General features: G+C 45.3%; 12 protein-coding genes. 5 read left to right on the forward strand and 7 right to left on the reverse strand.

What is annotated here, in order from left to right; all coding sequences use genetic code 11:
• Nucleotides 1-539: 539 nt before the first annotated feature.
• Nucleotides 540-1,325, forward strand: coding sequence for an SDR family oxidoreductase (locus JWP71_RS14015; protein ID WP_299501116.1), 786 nt, complete (start codon nt 540-542; stop codon nt 1,323-1,325).
• A 263-nt stretch (nt 1,326-1,588) separates the two neighbouring features.
• On the forward strand, nt 1,589-2,041 hold the full coding sequence (locus tag JWP71_RS14020) for a pyridoxamine 5'-phosphate oxidase family protein (RefSeq protein WP_299501118.1): 453 nt from the start codon (nt 1,589-1,591) through the stop codon (nt 2,039-2,041).
• 82 nt (nt 2,042-2,123) lie between these two features.
• Here the strand turns inward: JWP71_RS14020 and JWP71_RS14025 are convergent, their stop codons facing one another.
• Nucleotides 2,124-3,008 carry a universal stress protein gene (locus JWP71_RS14025; protein WP_299501120.1) on the reverse strand — a complete coding sequence of 295 codons (885 nt, stop codon included), beginning with the start codon at nt 3,006-3,008 and terminating at the stop codon, nt 2,124-2,126.
• A 469-nt stretch (nt 3,009-3,477) separates the two neighbouring features.
• Here JWP71_RS14025 and JWP71_RS14030 point away from each other — a divergent pair, with 469 nt between their 5' ends.
• Nucleotides 3,478-3,897 (forward strand): hypothetical protein, encoded by a 420-nt coding sequence (locus tag JWP71_RS14030; RefSeq protein ID WP_299501122.1) that lies wholly within the window; start codon nt 3,478-3,480, stop codon nt 3,895-3,897.
• Nucleotides 3,898-3,906: 9 nt separating this feature from the next.
• A complete protein-coding gene (locus JWP71_RS14035; protein ID WP_299501124.1) occupies nt 3,907-4,752 on the forward strand; it encodes a universal stress protein in 846 nt (281 codons plus the stop codon).
• Between the two features lie 60 nt (nt 4,753-4,812).
• Here the strand turns inward: JWP71_RS14035 and JWP71_RS14040 are convergent, their stop codons facing one another.
• The 6 genes from JWP71_RS14040 to JWP71_RS14065 all read right to left on the reverse strand — a co-directional run bounded on the left by JWP71_RS14040 (nt 4,813) and on the right by JWP71_RS14065 (nt 12,662).
• Entirely contained in the window at nt 4,813-6,594 is a 1,782-nt protein-coding gene (locus JWP71_RS14040; RefSeq protein WP_299501126.1) for a hypothetical protein, read from the reverse strand.
• A gap of 38 nt (nt 6,595-6,632) precedes the next feature.
• Nucleotides 6,633-7,601 (reverse strand): DUF542 domain-containing protein, encoded by a 969-nt coding sequence (locus JWP71_RS14045; protein WP_299501128.1) that lies wholly within the window; start codon nt 7,599-7,601, stop codon nt 6,633-6,635.
• Between the two features lie 345 nt (nt 7,602-7,946).
• Nucleotides 7,947-9,311 (reverse strand): oxygen-independent coproporphyrinogen III oxidase, encoded by a 1,365-nt coding sequence (gene hemN / locus JWP71_RS14050; RefSeq protein WP_299501130.1) that lies wholly within the window; start codon nt 9,309-9,311, stop codon nt 7,947-7,949.
• Nucleotides 9,295-10,344, reverse strand: a complete 1,050-nt coding sequence (locus tag JWP71_RS14055; RefSeq protein ID WP_299501133.1) for a 2-hydroxyacid dehydrogenase — start codon at nt 10,342-10,344, stop codon at nt 9,295-9,297. The genes hemN and JWP71_RS14055 overlap by 17 nt, the downstream gene beginning before the upstream one ends.
• Nucleotides 10,345-10,425: 81 nt before the next feature.
• A complete protein-coding gene (locus JWP71_RS14060; RefSeq protein WP_299501136.1) occupies nt 10,426-11,478 on the reverse strand; it encodes a response regulator in 1,053 nt (350 codons plus the stop codon).
• A complete protein-coding gene (locus JWP71_RS14065; RefSeq protein WP_299501139.1) occupies nt 11,475-12,662 on the reverse strand; it encodes a PAS domain-containing sensor histidine kinase in 1,188 nt (395 codons plus the stop codon). Before JWP71_RS14065 ends, JWP71_RS14060 begins: the two co-directional genes overlap by 4 nt.
• Before the next feature lie 187 nt (nt 12,663-12,849).
• On the opposite strand from JWP71_RS14065, the gene JWP71_RS14070 reads away from it, so the two are divergent.
• Nucleotides 12,850-14,187, forward strand: a complete 1,338-nt coding sequence (locus tag JWP71_RS14070; RefSeq protein ID WP_299501142.1) for an acetyl-CoA hydrolase/transferase C-terminal domain-containing protein — start codon at nt 12,850-12,852, stop codon at nt 14,185-14,187.
• Nucleotides 14,188-14,235 lie beyond the last annotated feature (48 nt).

A 14,235-nucleotide genomic window follows, 5' to 3' on the forward strand; every position in this document is an offset into this window, starting at 1 on the left:
CAATTACCTCCACTCTTAAAATAGACATTAGAGAAAAAAGTGCATGGATTGTTAATATTGAAGATGCCGAACAATTTTTTGTGTTAAGAGTAGTAGATGGTGCTATGGATGTCTTAGATAAAATAAATAAACAAGGGTCAATAAATTGATTTAATTTAAAATAGAACCTTGTTTTTTTACTTTTGATAATAAAAATGCATGAATAATTATTGGTTGACAACCAAACCACGTGCGTATAAAACAGACCAATCATTGTGAGCGTCCGCGCTTACCTCCTTCATCAATCTATGATCAGGGTTTTGTTAGCTCGCCATTAAGCATTGGCCAATATTGTCATCCGGAAATGCCCGCTATCCGTAGTTGGAAACTACGGATTACTATGCCCTGTGAGGGCTGACTAATAGCCAACCCTCATTTTAAATTTGATTGAACCAATCCGGGAAAGTGAATATATATTATTTTTGTTGCCAAGATAGGAAATATGGCGTGGATTAATTAACGCATGGCATACTTGAACTTAACGGGAATGATTAAGATATATGAGCGAACTCACAGATAAGTATAAAGGGAAGATTGTTGTTGTTACAGGCGGGTCAAAAGGAATCGGTCTGGCGTGTGCTAAACAATTCCTTGCACATGAAGCGCGCGTTTTCATCTGCTCTCGTTCACAAGCCAATATAGATCAGGCGTTAATTGAGCTTCCCGGTGCGATTGGTTTTAGCGCAAACCTCTCGGATGAAAATCAGGCTAATGACTTTGTTGAACATATTTCAAAAGAGTTTGGCCCTATAGATGTTCTTGTTAATTCAGCAGGTGCGGCAAAGCGCGCACCAGTAGCAGAACTCAAGCCTGCTTCCTGGCGGGCAGCAATGGATGCAAAATTTTTCTCCACAATAAATGTACTTGATCCTGTTATCAAATTAATGGCCGTACGAGGCAAGGGTGTTATAATTAATATCATTGGATCTGGTGGAAGGGTTGCCAGCCCTACTCATTTAGCAGGCGGCGCAGCGAATTCGGCATTAATGCTTGCAACTGCCGGGCTTGGTAATGCATATGCGTCGTCAGGCGTCCGCGTTGTTGGCATCAATCCGGGGCTTACAGAAACAGGTCGGGTTAGTGAGGGAATGGATGCTGAAGCACGTTTTTCAGGCATCACGGTAGTAGAAGCGATAGAGAAAGCTTTACAGAAAATCCCTATTGGCCGTATGGCCAAGCCTGAAGAGATTGCAGATCTTGTTCTATTTCTTGGGTCTGAAAAGGCCAGTTATATTACAGGTACGACCATCAATATGGACGGAGCACAATACCCGGTTATTATATAGCTATTGGGCAATTAACAATTTTTCCAAAAGGGTACTAGAACAATCGGCGAATCAGCCGGTTATTTAAAGGAATCCAAAGTGGCGAAGTGCTGAAAACCGGGCCGCACCCATTGATCCTGCGTTCTGAGTAATGGGGACCTTTAAATCATATATAAAAGGTGATAAAAATCACCTGGCAGGTTAACAACCGTCATTTGCCAGATTTAGCGCAACACTTAATTTTGTGTTATGGAAATCTTTTATGACTATTAAAACCAATTGTGATGTTAGGTAAGCTTAATGAAACCCAGATAGAAAAACTACTAAAGGAACAGGTAATCGGAAGGATTGCCTGCCAGTCGAATGGTGAAATTTACCTTGTACCGGTCAATTATGTTTATCATGACGGTTACGTTTACAGCCATTCCGCAGCGGGAAAAAAGATTCGTATGATGCGGGAAAATCCGGAGATCTGTTTTGAAGTCGATGATATCCGCAGTGTGTTCAGTTGGCAAAGTGTAATTGCTCAAGGCACTTATGAGGAAATTACCGATATGGAAGAAAGACAACAGGCCATGCAGGGTATCATCCACCGGCTTATGCCGCTGGTCACCAGCCCGGAGGGTCATCCTTCACATGGATTCACTGAGAGCGACAGTGATGTAGGAACGACAGTAGAATTGGTGGTCTACCGGCTCAAATTAAGAGAAAAAACAGGACGGTTTGAAAAAAGCTAGCCGGGCTTAAGGCCCGGCAGTTGAACCCCCTCTGAAACACATCCTGTGCCTCAGAAGGAAACTCAAAGTTTTTTATGCGATCTTAAATCGCCGCACCATATTCAGGAGGAAAAACCAGTAAGGGAATGGTTACATGCCTTGCCAATTTCTGGGTATGGCTGCCTGAAAACAACCGCGCCAAAAAATGAAGTTGACGGTGAACCATCACCAGCATATCCACCTGCCCATGCTCATGCAGCCAATTAAGCCCATGATCCACATCCGTGCTTTTAATGTGGCGATATCGAATATTCGGATAGCTTATCTTTTTACAAAGCTCGGCCATAAAAACATCAGCCTTGTACCTATCCTCGCCCTGCTCATAGTTGTCATCCGAGATATGATTGATCTGGATCTCTGCATCCATTGTTTTGGCAAAGCAAGCCATGGTATGCAAGATATTGATATCACGTTTGTCGAGATCTGTTGCAAAGGCTATTTTTTTTAAAGGCCGGAATATATATTCCGGCGGGATCAACAATACCGGGAAGGCTGCCTTTGATATCACGTCCCAGGAGTTGCTGCCCATAAAAAAACGCTCGAGGCTACCTGCTCCGGATACGCCCATCACGACCAGCGACGCGCCATGCTTATCCAGCGCATTCCGGATAACATCACTAACCAAGCCAACCTCGCTGGTAAAGGTAATTTCAGGCTTGAAATCATCCGGAAAAAATGCGACGTGCTCCTTCAGCCGATGTTTAAGTTTTCTTACCCCCTGCTGCAATTGTTCAGTCGTGTCTGTTTTTACGGCATCGTAGTCTTGCAGTGCCCAGGCAACCTGGTCAGAGCCCGTTGCTTCTATCGGGATCAGCATGGCATTGCAAAGTATAATATCCGCTCTCAGCGGGGCCGCCAGGTGAAGCGCATATTGTGCGGCATTATTGGCGGTCGGTGAAAAATCAGTCGGTACTAAAATCTTTTTCATAACCTTAACATTTAGTGTTGATGATATGGCAAAAATGGCAGATACAGGTCGTAGGAAGAATGACAGCAATCACCCGGAGGGGTGATATTCAGCATAATATCAAATCGGCAAGCCGCTTATTTTTCAGTCGCTAAACACGTTAATTAAATAATTAGTTTATTTGGCAATTGTTTAAAATAGTTGATTTTCAGCTAATTAAGATTTAAAGTGTCCCAAGGTGTCCCAGGTGTATCACGTGTCCCTGGGACAGTTACAGTAATAACATCTATTGCGCCAAAAATGTTCTTGGTCGCCCAATAAATCCGATATCGGTTAAAGGTTGGACCGAATTATCTCTCCCGGTTTCGTTAGAGGATCACATCCGTAAATGACCAACATCACTTTTTAACCGCCGACGATTGCGGAGTTTTACGTTCAGTAAACGATCGAAAGAAATGAAAACAAATATCCTGACGAAAAAAGATATATTATGAAAACATTAACCCCCGATACTGAGCTGGAAACCGAATTACAAGAGGTTTATATCCAGGCCACACACTGGCTGCAGGACATTTCTTTCCTCGAAACAGAAACAAATTTCTTCCGGAATATCCTCAGCCGTTACCAGCCAGAAGGTATAGTTGAGCCGCGTAAGAAAGAATTTGAATTGAAAATCCAGACCCAGGAAACCCAGCTTGCGCAAATGAAAACAAAAATTCCGCTGTTCCTCGCGTTTCTCGAACCCTATATCGGCGACTTAAAAAAAGAAATGCACTTGGATTTCCTGGACCAATACAATGCGCTGCAAAATGAGCTGGACACCCTTTTTGCAGGTTTACGCTCAACCAAAAAGGAGCTATTTGACTATACCGAATCCATCCTGTTGCCAATAAAAATCACTTTGCCCTAAACGTAAAACATGAAGACCATTGCTGTATTGACCGATTTTTCTGAAAACTCCACACACGCGACCCGGGCCGCCCTACATATGGCCAAAAAAATGAAAGCGAAAGTGCTGCTATTCAGTATAAGCGCCGTCCCATCCCTAATGAAACGGGTCCCGGCAGGTGAACAGGATTTAGCTGCCGAACAAGAGCCTATTCTTTCCTGTTTCGCCCGTCGTATGGAGCAGGAACTGCTGACCAATACTTTTCCCGGTTCATTTCTACCGGAAGTGGAATTTGACAACGACAGCACAGAACCCGTAGATATCATGACCTCCATTATGCGGAACGAAGAAATTTCGCTGATCGTTACAGCACCAGATGGAGAAAACGACCTGGCGACTTTTATCCTTAGTGATGCCTGTAGCCGCATTATCGATTGGGCAACGGTGCCCGTTCTGGTCGTTCCAGAATTTGCGCGCCTGCGTAATTATGAAAAAATAGCATTTGCTTCTCAGCTTCACGAAGAGGATATCAATTCCATTGCGGAGCTTGGCAGCCTGCTGGAAAGTTTCGCACCCGAACTGATGATAGCCCATTTGAATAGCAACCCTTTAAACACCGATATTCAGAAAGCGGAAGAAAGCCTCCATCGCGACCTGTATAAAAAACTGGATTGTGGTGGGGTATATTTCCGCAGTATCCCCGATACTGACATGCAAAAAAACTGGGACTGGCTGAAAGTCAATAAAAGAACAGACCTGCTGGCAATTGTACAGCAGCCCCGGGAGCAAATGGCGCGATTCTTTAAAAGAGGGCAAAATAAAGTTGTAACCCACCATCTTACCCTACCGGTGATGATACTTCCAAAAAGACCTTAAGTGTAGTAATAGTTTATGCACAGGCATCGTTCCTATAGAATGGTGCCTGTACAACTATAATTAAATTTCTATGCCGAGCAGTTGTGCTTCAGCGCTTGAAAGTTCACCGAGCCAATCTTTAAATATTTGGGAAGTTTGATTGGCTGAATCTGCAAAAAGGATATGGTAGTAACTGATACCTTCCTGCAGTTGTAATTTGAATTTTGTCAACTGTTTCCGTTTTTTATCGCTCAGTTCCCTTAACTGCGATTGCAAGTCATGCTGCAGGTAATCTATATAAAGATTCAGCTCTTTGATAAACATGTGCGGGCGCCTTATCTTTTCAAGCAGGTCTGTTGTCCCATAAATATGTCTGACCATTTCCTCCAGAGTATAGATCCGTGAAAAATACGCGAGGTTTGGTCCCGGGCATATCGCGACTGCATTATTTTCACGGGGTTTAAGCATATCATATTTGATATAAGTGGAGGCGCAAAGCCCTTCGCAAAGACAAATTTTTTCTACAACGGATTGGTATGCCTGTTCATATTCCGTTTCCGGCAGGCCGGCCGACGCTAATTGTTTCAATTTCAGTTGCTGATATTCGCGAGAAGCGGTACAGATCGGTTTTTCGGTAAATTCGGTATTCGTACATAAATATTTCTTCGTGCAGGGGCTTCCCGGACGATTGTTTTCCAGCCGCTTCAGACGTAGCGTTTCTGAGGTGCTCTTTTTGAAATTATTAAATAAGATGCCCAGCGGCGATGCGCTGCTGATGTAATAATCTTCTTGGGAGGCATGCTCTAGTTGCTGCAGAGTCCCTTTATCGACGTTAGTTACTTCGGGCACCAGCAGAAAGGGGCTGCCCCACCCGGTAGCATCAACCTGGTAATGGTCCAGTAAAAACTTGTTTTCCAATGCGGTGCCAATCCCGCCCTGTACACTTAACTTTTGCACAGGCGCCTTGGCGCAAGCAATCCCTTTTTCAACAAGCGCCTGCCGGTATCCCATAAAAAGCTCTTCCACCATTTCCTGGCGCCTTTGCTTAAACTCTTCCAGTATCGGCCCAAGTAAAAATCCTTCGGTCGCAAAAGCATGGCCACCGCAATTAAGCCCTGATTCTACCCGAAACTCAGATACCCATATGCCTTTTTTGGCCAAAAACCTGGCCTGGATAAATGCCGAACGGAAATCGCTCACTTTCAAGATAACTTTTTTACGGAGGATACCATTTTCTGACGGATAAAAATCGGCAAACGTTTCCAGGTAACTGTAAAGGCGGGGATTCATTCCCGCAGACATGATCACAGATGATTGCAGGTTGCTTTGCGCGAAACCCCGAAGCGCCGCCAGGGCGTCAGTGTTCAGTTCTCCACTAGGCTCTCCGGTCACCGTGTAATTCATTTTATCCACCTTGGACATAATATTTACGTCTATTGCCCCGGGTTGCATTTCGCTTCTCAGCCAATCCTGGAAATAACTTTTTTGGATACCCTCCGTAAACTCCAGCATTAAATCATATCCTTGCCTTAGCCTCGTGTTTTCGGGTAACAGCTCGAAATACCGGCAAAGATCATTGCCAGCCTCAAATGGCATAGCCTTCAGCGCTTCAAATTGGCGGGCTACGAGCCGGTCAACCAAGTCCAGGTACAACGTAATCCGCCGGGCTCTGGCGTCTTCATCCTTTTTATAAACGGGAACGAAGTCCTCGCCGTTTAACCGGGCATGATATTGACGCATCCTTTCTATCAGTTCATCGTCTACAATGGACATCGTGGAGGAAATGCCGTAACGGGCAACCTTTAAAGGCGTATCAATAGAGTAGCCCAACCCTAAAACAGGGATATGAAATGTGTGGCTCATATTATTTTAATTAGCTAAATAATTCATCAGTTGAGTATTTAGGATATTTTGTTTTTTGAACGCAGGCTATTTTCGGTTTTGATAGCCCTCGGAAATAAGATGTTATTTTCCAGGTGAAGATGTAAAAGGGCATCGTCTTCATAGGCGGCCAATAGTTTGTATAAGATTGGGCAGGTACTGGAAGTATATGCCGACGCAATGTAATCGTTGGTAAGCTGCCTGATCTGTAACAGACCCGCTACTACTTTTTCACTTTCAACCTGTAATAGGGAGACAGCTATGTAAATAGGCCCGATCCCTGCCGCTTTTAGTGTGGCCCCATTTGTGTTGGCTTCTGATAACTTAATTATATAGGGGAATAATACTTTTTCTTCATTTTGATCTTTTTCTTCAAATATTTTTCCCGTATGCGCAAACAGCTCCGCAATCTCTTTGATCTCCGGGTTTCGATGACTGTTTGATTCGGCTACTTTAAAAGCCAGTTCGGTAATAAATTTGGTTTGAGTACTGACATACCGGTGGTGAAGCTGTATGATATATCTGGTCAGGAAGGCCATGTCCCAGCTCAAAAAATTCATTCCTTTTTCTGAGGGCCGCTGATCTATTGTTTCCCATTGCCGCAAAACGTGGGTTATGGTAATCTCTTTCCCTGCAAAAGCCTGGTCGAGCGTTCTGTTCCCCCCGCAACTGAAGTCGATACCAAGATTTTTTAAGGCCCGTGATTTACGATAATCCTGTGAAATGATATTCCCTATTGTTTCCTCATCGTTTTTTACCGGACTTTTTAGAATCCTTATTCGCCATTTTTCCGGCCCGTTTTCCAGTGGCTCCCACTGGAAATCCGGCCCACGATCTGCAACCAACAGATGATAGAGTGGCCTGGAATCAACATCATTACTAACCACCAATACATGCCCGGACCCTAAAGCATCAAATCTTTCAATGAAGACAGGGAGCTTTAAAAGAGGGTCAATAGCGGCTAGATCTAAATTCTCAGGGATTTCCATTTGTAGTATTTGCCTGCAAAGCTATCCACTGACTTCCGTTAAATAAATGACGAAGGTCATAAACCGCATAAACAGGGATAATTTTTATGCGTGAAATGTTAAATGCAAGTTTGTAACAGCTTTTTATGTGATGCTGCTCAATTTCCCCGAATATTTCGACCTTTCGGGTTACGAACAGACTTTTCGGCATTTATTTGGTTACCTCAATATCCTGTTTTCCCTTCCGGTCGTATTTTTCAGCGGGCTTTGTTATTTTGTATCAGCCCGGCAAAACCAAATACCGGAGTCGCTATTTGTCATTAATTACTTTCAAAGACTTTATCAGGATACGGAAACATTTGCTGTTTAAACGGCCATGCTAAATAATTGTGTGGTTGGCTGTGCTGCCCATAAGCGGGCATCCAGGCACATGCAGATGTTTCGAAGGAACGGCTTTCCCTGTGGTGTGACCTTAATGCCTGACAGATTCAACTCAACCAGGCCGTCAGCCTCCAACCCCTGTAGTCTTACCAATCCCTCAAACAAAACCTCGCCAGGCTTGTGGTTCCATTGTGTTTCACCTTTGCACATAATATCCAGGATGAGCCTGCGCAATATCAGGTCGTCTTCACTAAGCAGGTGCCCCTTCATCAGGGCGAATTCCCCGGTACCTATGAGTGCCATGTATTCTTCCACTGTTTTTACATTTTGCGCAAACCCGTACCAGGAGTCGCTGATGGAGGAAACCCCAAGCCCGATTAGGAGCTGAGTATGCTGATGGGTATAACCCATAAAATTTCGGTGAAGTTCTCCAGATTCTGCCGCTTCGAGCAGTTCATCTCCTGGCAGGGCAAAATGATCCATGCCAATTTCCTTGTAGCCATAACTAGTCAGCAGGCTCCTGCCTATCTCGCGGAGCTTTACTTTCGCTTCAGCGTCAGGCAAGTCGGCCTCGGTAAAGCGGCGCTGTCCGGGTTTTATCCAGGGAACATGCGCATAACTGTAAAAGGCGATGCGGTCTGGTTTCAAGCCGCTGACAATACTCATGGTGTTGATCAGTCCATCAAGGTTTTGGAGCGGTAGCCCATAAATAAGATCATAATTAATAGAGGTATAACCTATACGGCGCGCCTGCAAGGTTGTTGTCAAAACCTGCTCAAAGGTCTGTTGGCGGTTGATGATAAACTGCACTTTAGGATCAAAGTCCTGGATGCCCAGGCTCAATCTCCTGAAGCCCAGGTCATATAAGGTATGTAAATGATCGAAGGTGGTATTGGCCGGGTGCGCTTCAAAACTGAATTCTGCCTTTTCGTGGATATGTACACCATCAAGTAACCCGTCAATCAATTTATGCAGGTTGTCCACGCTGAAAAATGTCGGGGTGCCTCCCCCTAAATGGATCTCCCGAATTACTGGGATGTTCCGGCACACATCGCGGTATAATTTCCATTCCTTTAACACGGCCGCAATATAAGGCTCCTCCACGCTGTGGTTCTTTGTGATTCGGGTGTTGCAGCCACAATAGGTGCATAGATTTTCACAGAAAGGCAGATGTATATATAAGCTGATACCGGAAGACTGATTGCTTTCATTAAATGAAAGTTTAACAGAATCCTTCCATGATTTTACCGTAAAAGTATCATTATCCCAATAGGGCATGGTCGGGTAGCTGGTGTAGCGCGGTACGGCAATGTTGTATTTGTCGGTTAGTTCTTTAAGCCGGTTTTCCATAATTCAATAATGGGGGTATTTCAGGTTGGGGTGAATTTTTACAATTTTTAGCGCAAACACAGGCTTTGCCAATACATTTGCCGGCTTGCCAGAGGTCCAGATTCTTAATGGTCTGATCAGCAATTTCCTGTAGTGTCTCCCGGGTTAGGTAAGCCTGATGAGGCGTGATCAACACATTTGGGTGGCTCATCAGTTTAACCAGGAGTACATCCTTTACGGCATCTTGCTGCTGGTCTTCAAAAAACAATCCGTTTTCAAAGTCATAAACGTCCAGCCCCAAATAGCCGACTTTCCGGCTTTCCAGAGCGGTCAGCACATCAGCCGTATCGATTAGCCGGCCGAGGGACGTATTGATCAGCATGACCCCTGGTTTCATCATTTCCAGAGTTTCCTGATTGATAAAATGTCGCGTTTCGGGGGTTAGTGGAATATGCAAGGAAATGATGTCGGCAGTTTGCAGCAGCAGTTCAAGGGATACCGGCTTGATGTGGCGCAGGTTTCGGGGGAATTTAAGGTCGAAGCCAATGACCCGACAACCTATCCCATGATAAATCGCTGCCACAGCCTGACCGGTATGGCCAAGGCCAATCACGCCAACGGTTTTCCCTGAAAAATTAAAACCTACCAGGTCATCGTTCCTGAAATCAAATTCATGACTGTTCTGATCGGCTTTCATCGTCTGCCTGTTCAGGGCGAAGGCCATTCCTACAGCATGTTCGGCAACGGCCTGCGGCGAATAGGATGGAACATTGGCGATTTTTATTCCGAAAGCTGCAGCGGCAGCTTGATCGATATGATCGGTTCCGGAGGAACGGGTAACTATAAATTTGATCCCAAGCGCCGCTAATTGTTCAATTACCACTGCCGACAGATCATCATTGGTAAAAACAATCACGGCATCCTTTCCCTGGGCAAATATTGCTGTGTCAGGCCCCAGTGGGTTTGATATCAGTGTGATATCATGTTTTTTCTGGTTGGCCTTCGCCAGGTATTCCTTTTCAAAAGGTTTTATGCTATAAGCTACCGCTTTCATTCGAAATAGTTTTGATTAACAAAGCTATCGTTACAGATTTGCCTGTAGAATGAGCGGCATCAGTTGAATTAATGATGCTTATCAGTTTTTCATTTTCTCGAGTTTCGCCGGTTCCAGCAGGGTGATCAGGCTGCCTTTCTTTTCGATAAGGCCCTCATCTTTAAAATCAGACAAGGTGCGGCTCACGGTCTCCGTTGCCATTCCGGCCATGGCGGCCAGGTCTTCGCGCGTAATTTTAAAACCTTCGGTTGCCTCCTCCTGTTGGCGGAATAAGCGGATCATAGCCTCTGCCATTCTTTTCCGTACCGAATGATAAGCGAGCTGCATGAGCTGCTCCTCCTTATCCCGGATATCGTTGGCCAGAAGTTTAATAAATTCACGGGCAACCTCCGGGTAAAGGTTGAGGAGCTGTTCCAGCTGGTCCTTCGGGATCAGGCAGACCACACTATCCTCCAGTGCGGTAGCCGTGTCGGTATAGGGTTCATTGGAAAGCAGCGCATTAACCCCCAGGTATTCTTCACAGCCAATAATGCCCGTCATTAATTCACGCCCATCCTCAGCGAGCCGTATCGTTTTGATTTTGCCGCTAATGACCAGGTAGATGCCCGTACCCCGGTCACCATCATAATAGATGACCTGGTTTTTTTTAAACTGCCGACTTTTACGCTCCTGTATAATTTTCTTCAATTCGTTCAGGCCTTCGTTCTTACCAATTAGTGTGTTCAAACGGTCAAGGGACTTGCTATAAAAATTTTTTTGTAATTCCTTTTTCTTCAGTCGCGTTTCGATTGCATTTAAAAGATCCATATCATCGAAGGGCTTGGTCAGGTAATCGTCTGCACCCATTTCCATGCCTTTCCGCAGATCAACCCGCTCGGCTTTAGCTGTGAGAAATATAAAGGGGATTGCGGCGGTATCCGGGTTTTTATTTAACATATACAGTACCCCGTAACCATCCAATTCAGGCATCATGATGTCACAAAGGATGATATCCGGCAAATGGCTGAGGGCAAGTTCGACGCCGGCTTTTCCGTTTTTGGCTTCGTGGGCCTCGTAGCCGGCCAGTTGCAAAATTTCCACCACGTTTTCGCGAATGTCATTGTTATCCTCGATAATTAGTACTTTCTTTTTCATGCTAATGGAAATGTAATGGTGAATAAGGTGCCCTGGTTAACGTTACTTTTAAAATCAACCTTACCGTCTAACAGGCCGGCATAGCGGGCCACTATGTTCAATCCAAGTCCGGTTCCCGGAATGCTCCCGGTATTATGGGCGCGAAAAAAGGCCTCAAACAGATGTTTCTGGTCGACCTCCGGAATACCGATGCCATTATCCCGGATGGTGAGGACACAGCGCTCCGGACTAATTTCGGTATTAAACTCAATAAAGGTGTTTTCGCCTGAATATTTAATGGCATTGCCAATTAGGTTGGTGATGCAATGACGCAGCAGGTTCTGGTCAAGATTAACCAGGCTGACAGTTCCCGTATGCTGGTAAATAATGCTTTGGTTCTGCTTGGCCACAAGCTGCAGCTCCTCGGTGATCTCTTCTGAAAATTTAACCAGGTCAAACTGCGCCCGGGTTACCTGCACCTTGCCGGCTTCCAGTTTTTCCAGTGAAAGGAAATCATTGAGTATTCCGGTAAGGATGCCCACAGAGCCTTTAATCTTAGCCACATGTTTCTTGATGTTTTCGTTATCATAAGGCTGGGCATATTTTTCGATGAGCGAGGCGGAAAGCTGAACGGCGCTTAATGGCGTTCGAAACTCATGCGAGGCCATGGAAACAAAGCGGCTTTTTAGTTGCCCCAGTTCTTTTTCTTTAACGAGGGACGAACTTACTTCTTCTTTAGCCTGTTGCAAGGACATTACCGTTTCCTTCAAGGAATGCGTACGGCTTTCCACCAGTTCTTCAAGGTGTGCGGCATATTCCTTCAATTGTTCCTCTGCTTCCTTCTCCCTGGAAAGATCGTGTATAAAACCGGCGAATATTTTACGTTCGGCGTAGGACACCTCACTTACGCCGAGACGGAAAGGAAAGGTCGTGCCATTTTTCCGCAGCCCGGTTACTTCCCTGCCGATGCCGATAATATGGGGATCATCAGTACGCTGATAACGCGCGATATATTCATCATGCTGGCTCTTGTAGGGAGGGGGCATCAGCATAGAAATATTGTTTCCTACCACATCCTCCGGCGTATACAAAAAAAGCTTGCAAGCCGCTGGGTTTATAGACTCCACGCCCCCCCGTTCGTTGATGGTGATGATACCATCGATGGCATTGTCAATAATGGCTTTAAGAAGGGCCGCGTTTTCCATTTTTTGTTTTTATCGGGTTAGTGATTTCTATCACAAATATCTGTATTTTAAAGCAATAGAAAATATAATACTTTACCTAAAGAAATGTGACGGATATCACTTTTTGGCCAAACAACTAGCCGGGGATGGTAAAAACCAAGCAGTTATTACCTTATGATAACAATCATTTTTTTACCTGTTCAGGATCATGGCATGGCATTGGGCTCGTGTCTATTTTTACCGGGAACATTTACAACGTATTATGATTGAAATAAAATATCTTTCAGCATCCGAAGCGCTGAAAATTGTACAACCCGGAAACCGGGTATTTATTCACGGAAGCGCCGCCACCCCGGTATGCCTTATCGAGGCGCTGCAGGCAAGGCACCAGGAACTTTATAATGTGGAGCTGGTTAGCATCACCACGCTCGGCAATGTTAATTTTGACAAGCCGGAGCATCGAAAATCTTTTTTTTTCAATTCCTTATTTGTTTCCGCAGCTACCCGGAACGTAGTTAACAGTGAAGACGGTGATTATGTGCCGATCTTCCTCAGCCAGATACCCCAGTTGTTCCGAAAAAACATACTGCCGATCGATGTCGCCCTGATCCAGGTTTCTCCGCCGGATGTGCATGGCTATTGTTCGCTGGGTACTTCAGTGGATATTGCGAGGGCCGCTGTTGATACCGCAAAATATGTCATCGCGCAGGTTAACCCTTTAATGCCGCGGACACACGGGGAAGGATTTGTTCACATCAGCAAAATCAACGCGATGGTGTGGCATAACAGCGAATTGCCCGAGGTTAACTATGATTTTCAAACTAATGCGGTGATCGAAAAGATCGGTTACCATGTTGCCTCCATGGTAGAAAACGGGGCGACTTTGCAATTGGGCATCGGTGCTATCCCTGACCAGGTTTTGAAAAATCTGACCACCCATCAAAACCTTGGGCTGCATACCGAGATGTTCTCAGACGGCATTATCCCGCTGATAGAACGGGGCATCATTAACAACAGCCAGAAGAAATTAAATATCGGCCGTTCCGTTACGTCGTTTATAACCGGCACCCGGAAATTATATGATTTTGTGAATGACAATCCCGCTGTACGGGTGATGGATATCAGTTATGTGAACGATACAAGCATCATCCGCCAAAACCCAAAAGTGACCGCCATTAACAGCGCCATCGAGATTGATCTCACCGGTCAGGTATGTTCAGACTCCATCGGCACTTACCAGTATTCGGGTATCGGCGGCCAGATGGATTTTATCCGTGGCGCTTCCCTGTCAGAAGGTGGGCTGCCCATTATAGCGCTGCCATCGCAGACTAATAAAGGCGTTAGCCGGATCGTGCCATTCCTGAAGGAAGGCGCGGGCGTAGTTACTACACGCGGGCATGTACATTGGGTGGTGACAGAAAACGGGACCGTAAACCTGTTCGGTAAAAATTTAAAGCAGCGTGCGCTGGCGTTGATCGAGCTGGCCCACCCCGACCACCGGGAAACCCTTGAACGCTCGTACTTCCAGCGTTTTGAGAACGCCTGAACCGTTTCAGAGTATCCATAAACGCTTGTGAAGTATATGATAGCAAAT

Origin of the sequence: Mucilaginibacter sp., from assembly GCF_028287845.1 — a bacterium.
Classification (GTDB): Bacteria; Bacteroidota; Bacteroidia; order Sphingobacteriales; family Sphingobacteriaceae; genus Mucilaginibacter.

Coding starts and splice junctions, on each gene's coding strand:
- JWP71_RS14015 (WP_299501116.1), top strand. CDS start 540: ATGAGCGAACTCACAGATAAGTATAAAGGGAAGATTGTTGTTGTTACA.
- JWP71_RS14020 (WP_299501118.1), top strand. CDS start 1,589: ATGTTAGGTAAGCTTAATGAAACCCAGATAGAAAAACTACTAAAGGAA.
- JWP71_RS14025 (WP_299501120.1), bottom strand. CDS start 3,008: ATGAAAAAGATTTTAGTACCGACTGATTTTTCACCGACCGCCAATAAT.
- JWP71_RS14030 (WP_299501122.1), top strand. CDS start 3,478: ATGAAAACATTAACCCCCGATACTGAGCTGGAAACCGAATTACAAGAG.
- JWP71_RS14035 (WP_299501124.1), top strand. CDS start 3,907: ATGAAGACCATTGCTGTATTGACCGATTTTTCTGAAAACTCCACACAC.
- JWP71_RS14040 (WP_299501126.1), bottom strand. CDS start 6,594: ATGAGCCACACATTTCATATCCCTGTTTTAGGGTTGGGCTACTCTATT.
- JWP71_RS14045 (WP_299501128.1), bottom strand. CDS start 7,601: ATGGAAATCCCTGAGAATTTAGATCTAGCCGCTATTGACCCTCTTTTA.
- hemN (WP_299501130.1), bottom strand. CDS start 9,311: ATGGAAAACCGGCTTAAAGAACTAACCGACAAATACAACATTGCCGTA.
- JWP71_RS14055 (WP_299501133.1), bottom strand. CDS start 10,344: ATGAAAGCGGTAGCTTATAGCATAAAACCTTTTGAAAAGGAATACCTG.
- JWP71_RS14060 (WP_299501136.1), bottom strand. CDS start 11,478: ATGAAAAAGAAAGTACTAATTATCGAGGATAACAATGACATTCGCGAA.
- JWP71_RS14065 (WP_299501139.1), bottom strand. CDS start 12,662: ATGGAAAACGCGGCCCTTCTTAAAGCCATTATTGACAATGCCATCGAT.
- JWP71_RS14070 (WP_299501142.1), top strand. CDS start 12,850: ATGGCATGGCATTGGGCTCGTGTCTATTTTTACCGGGAACATTTACAA.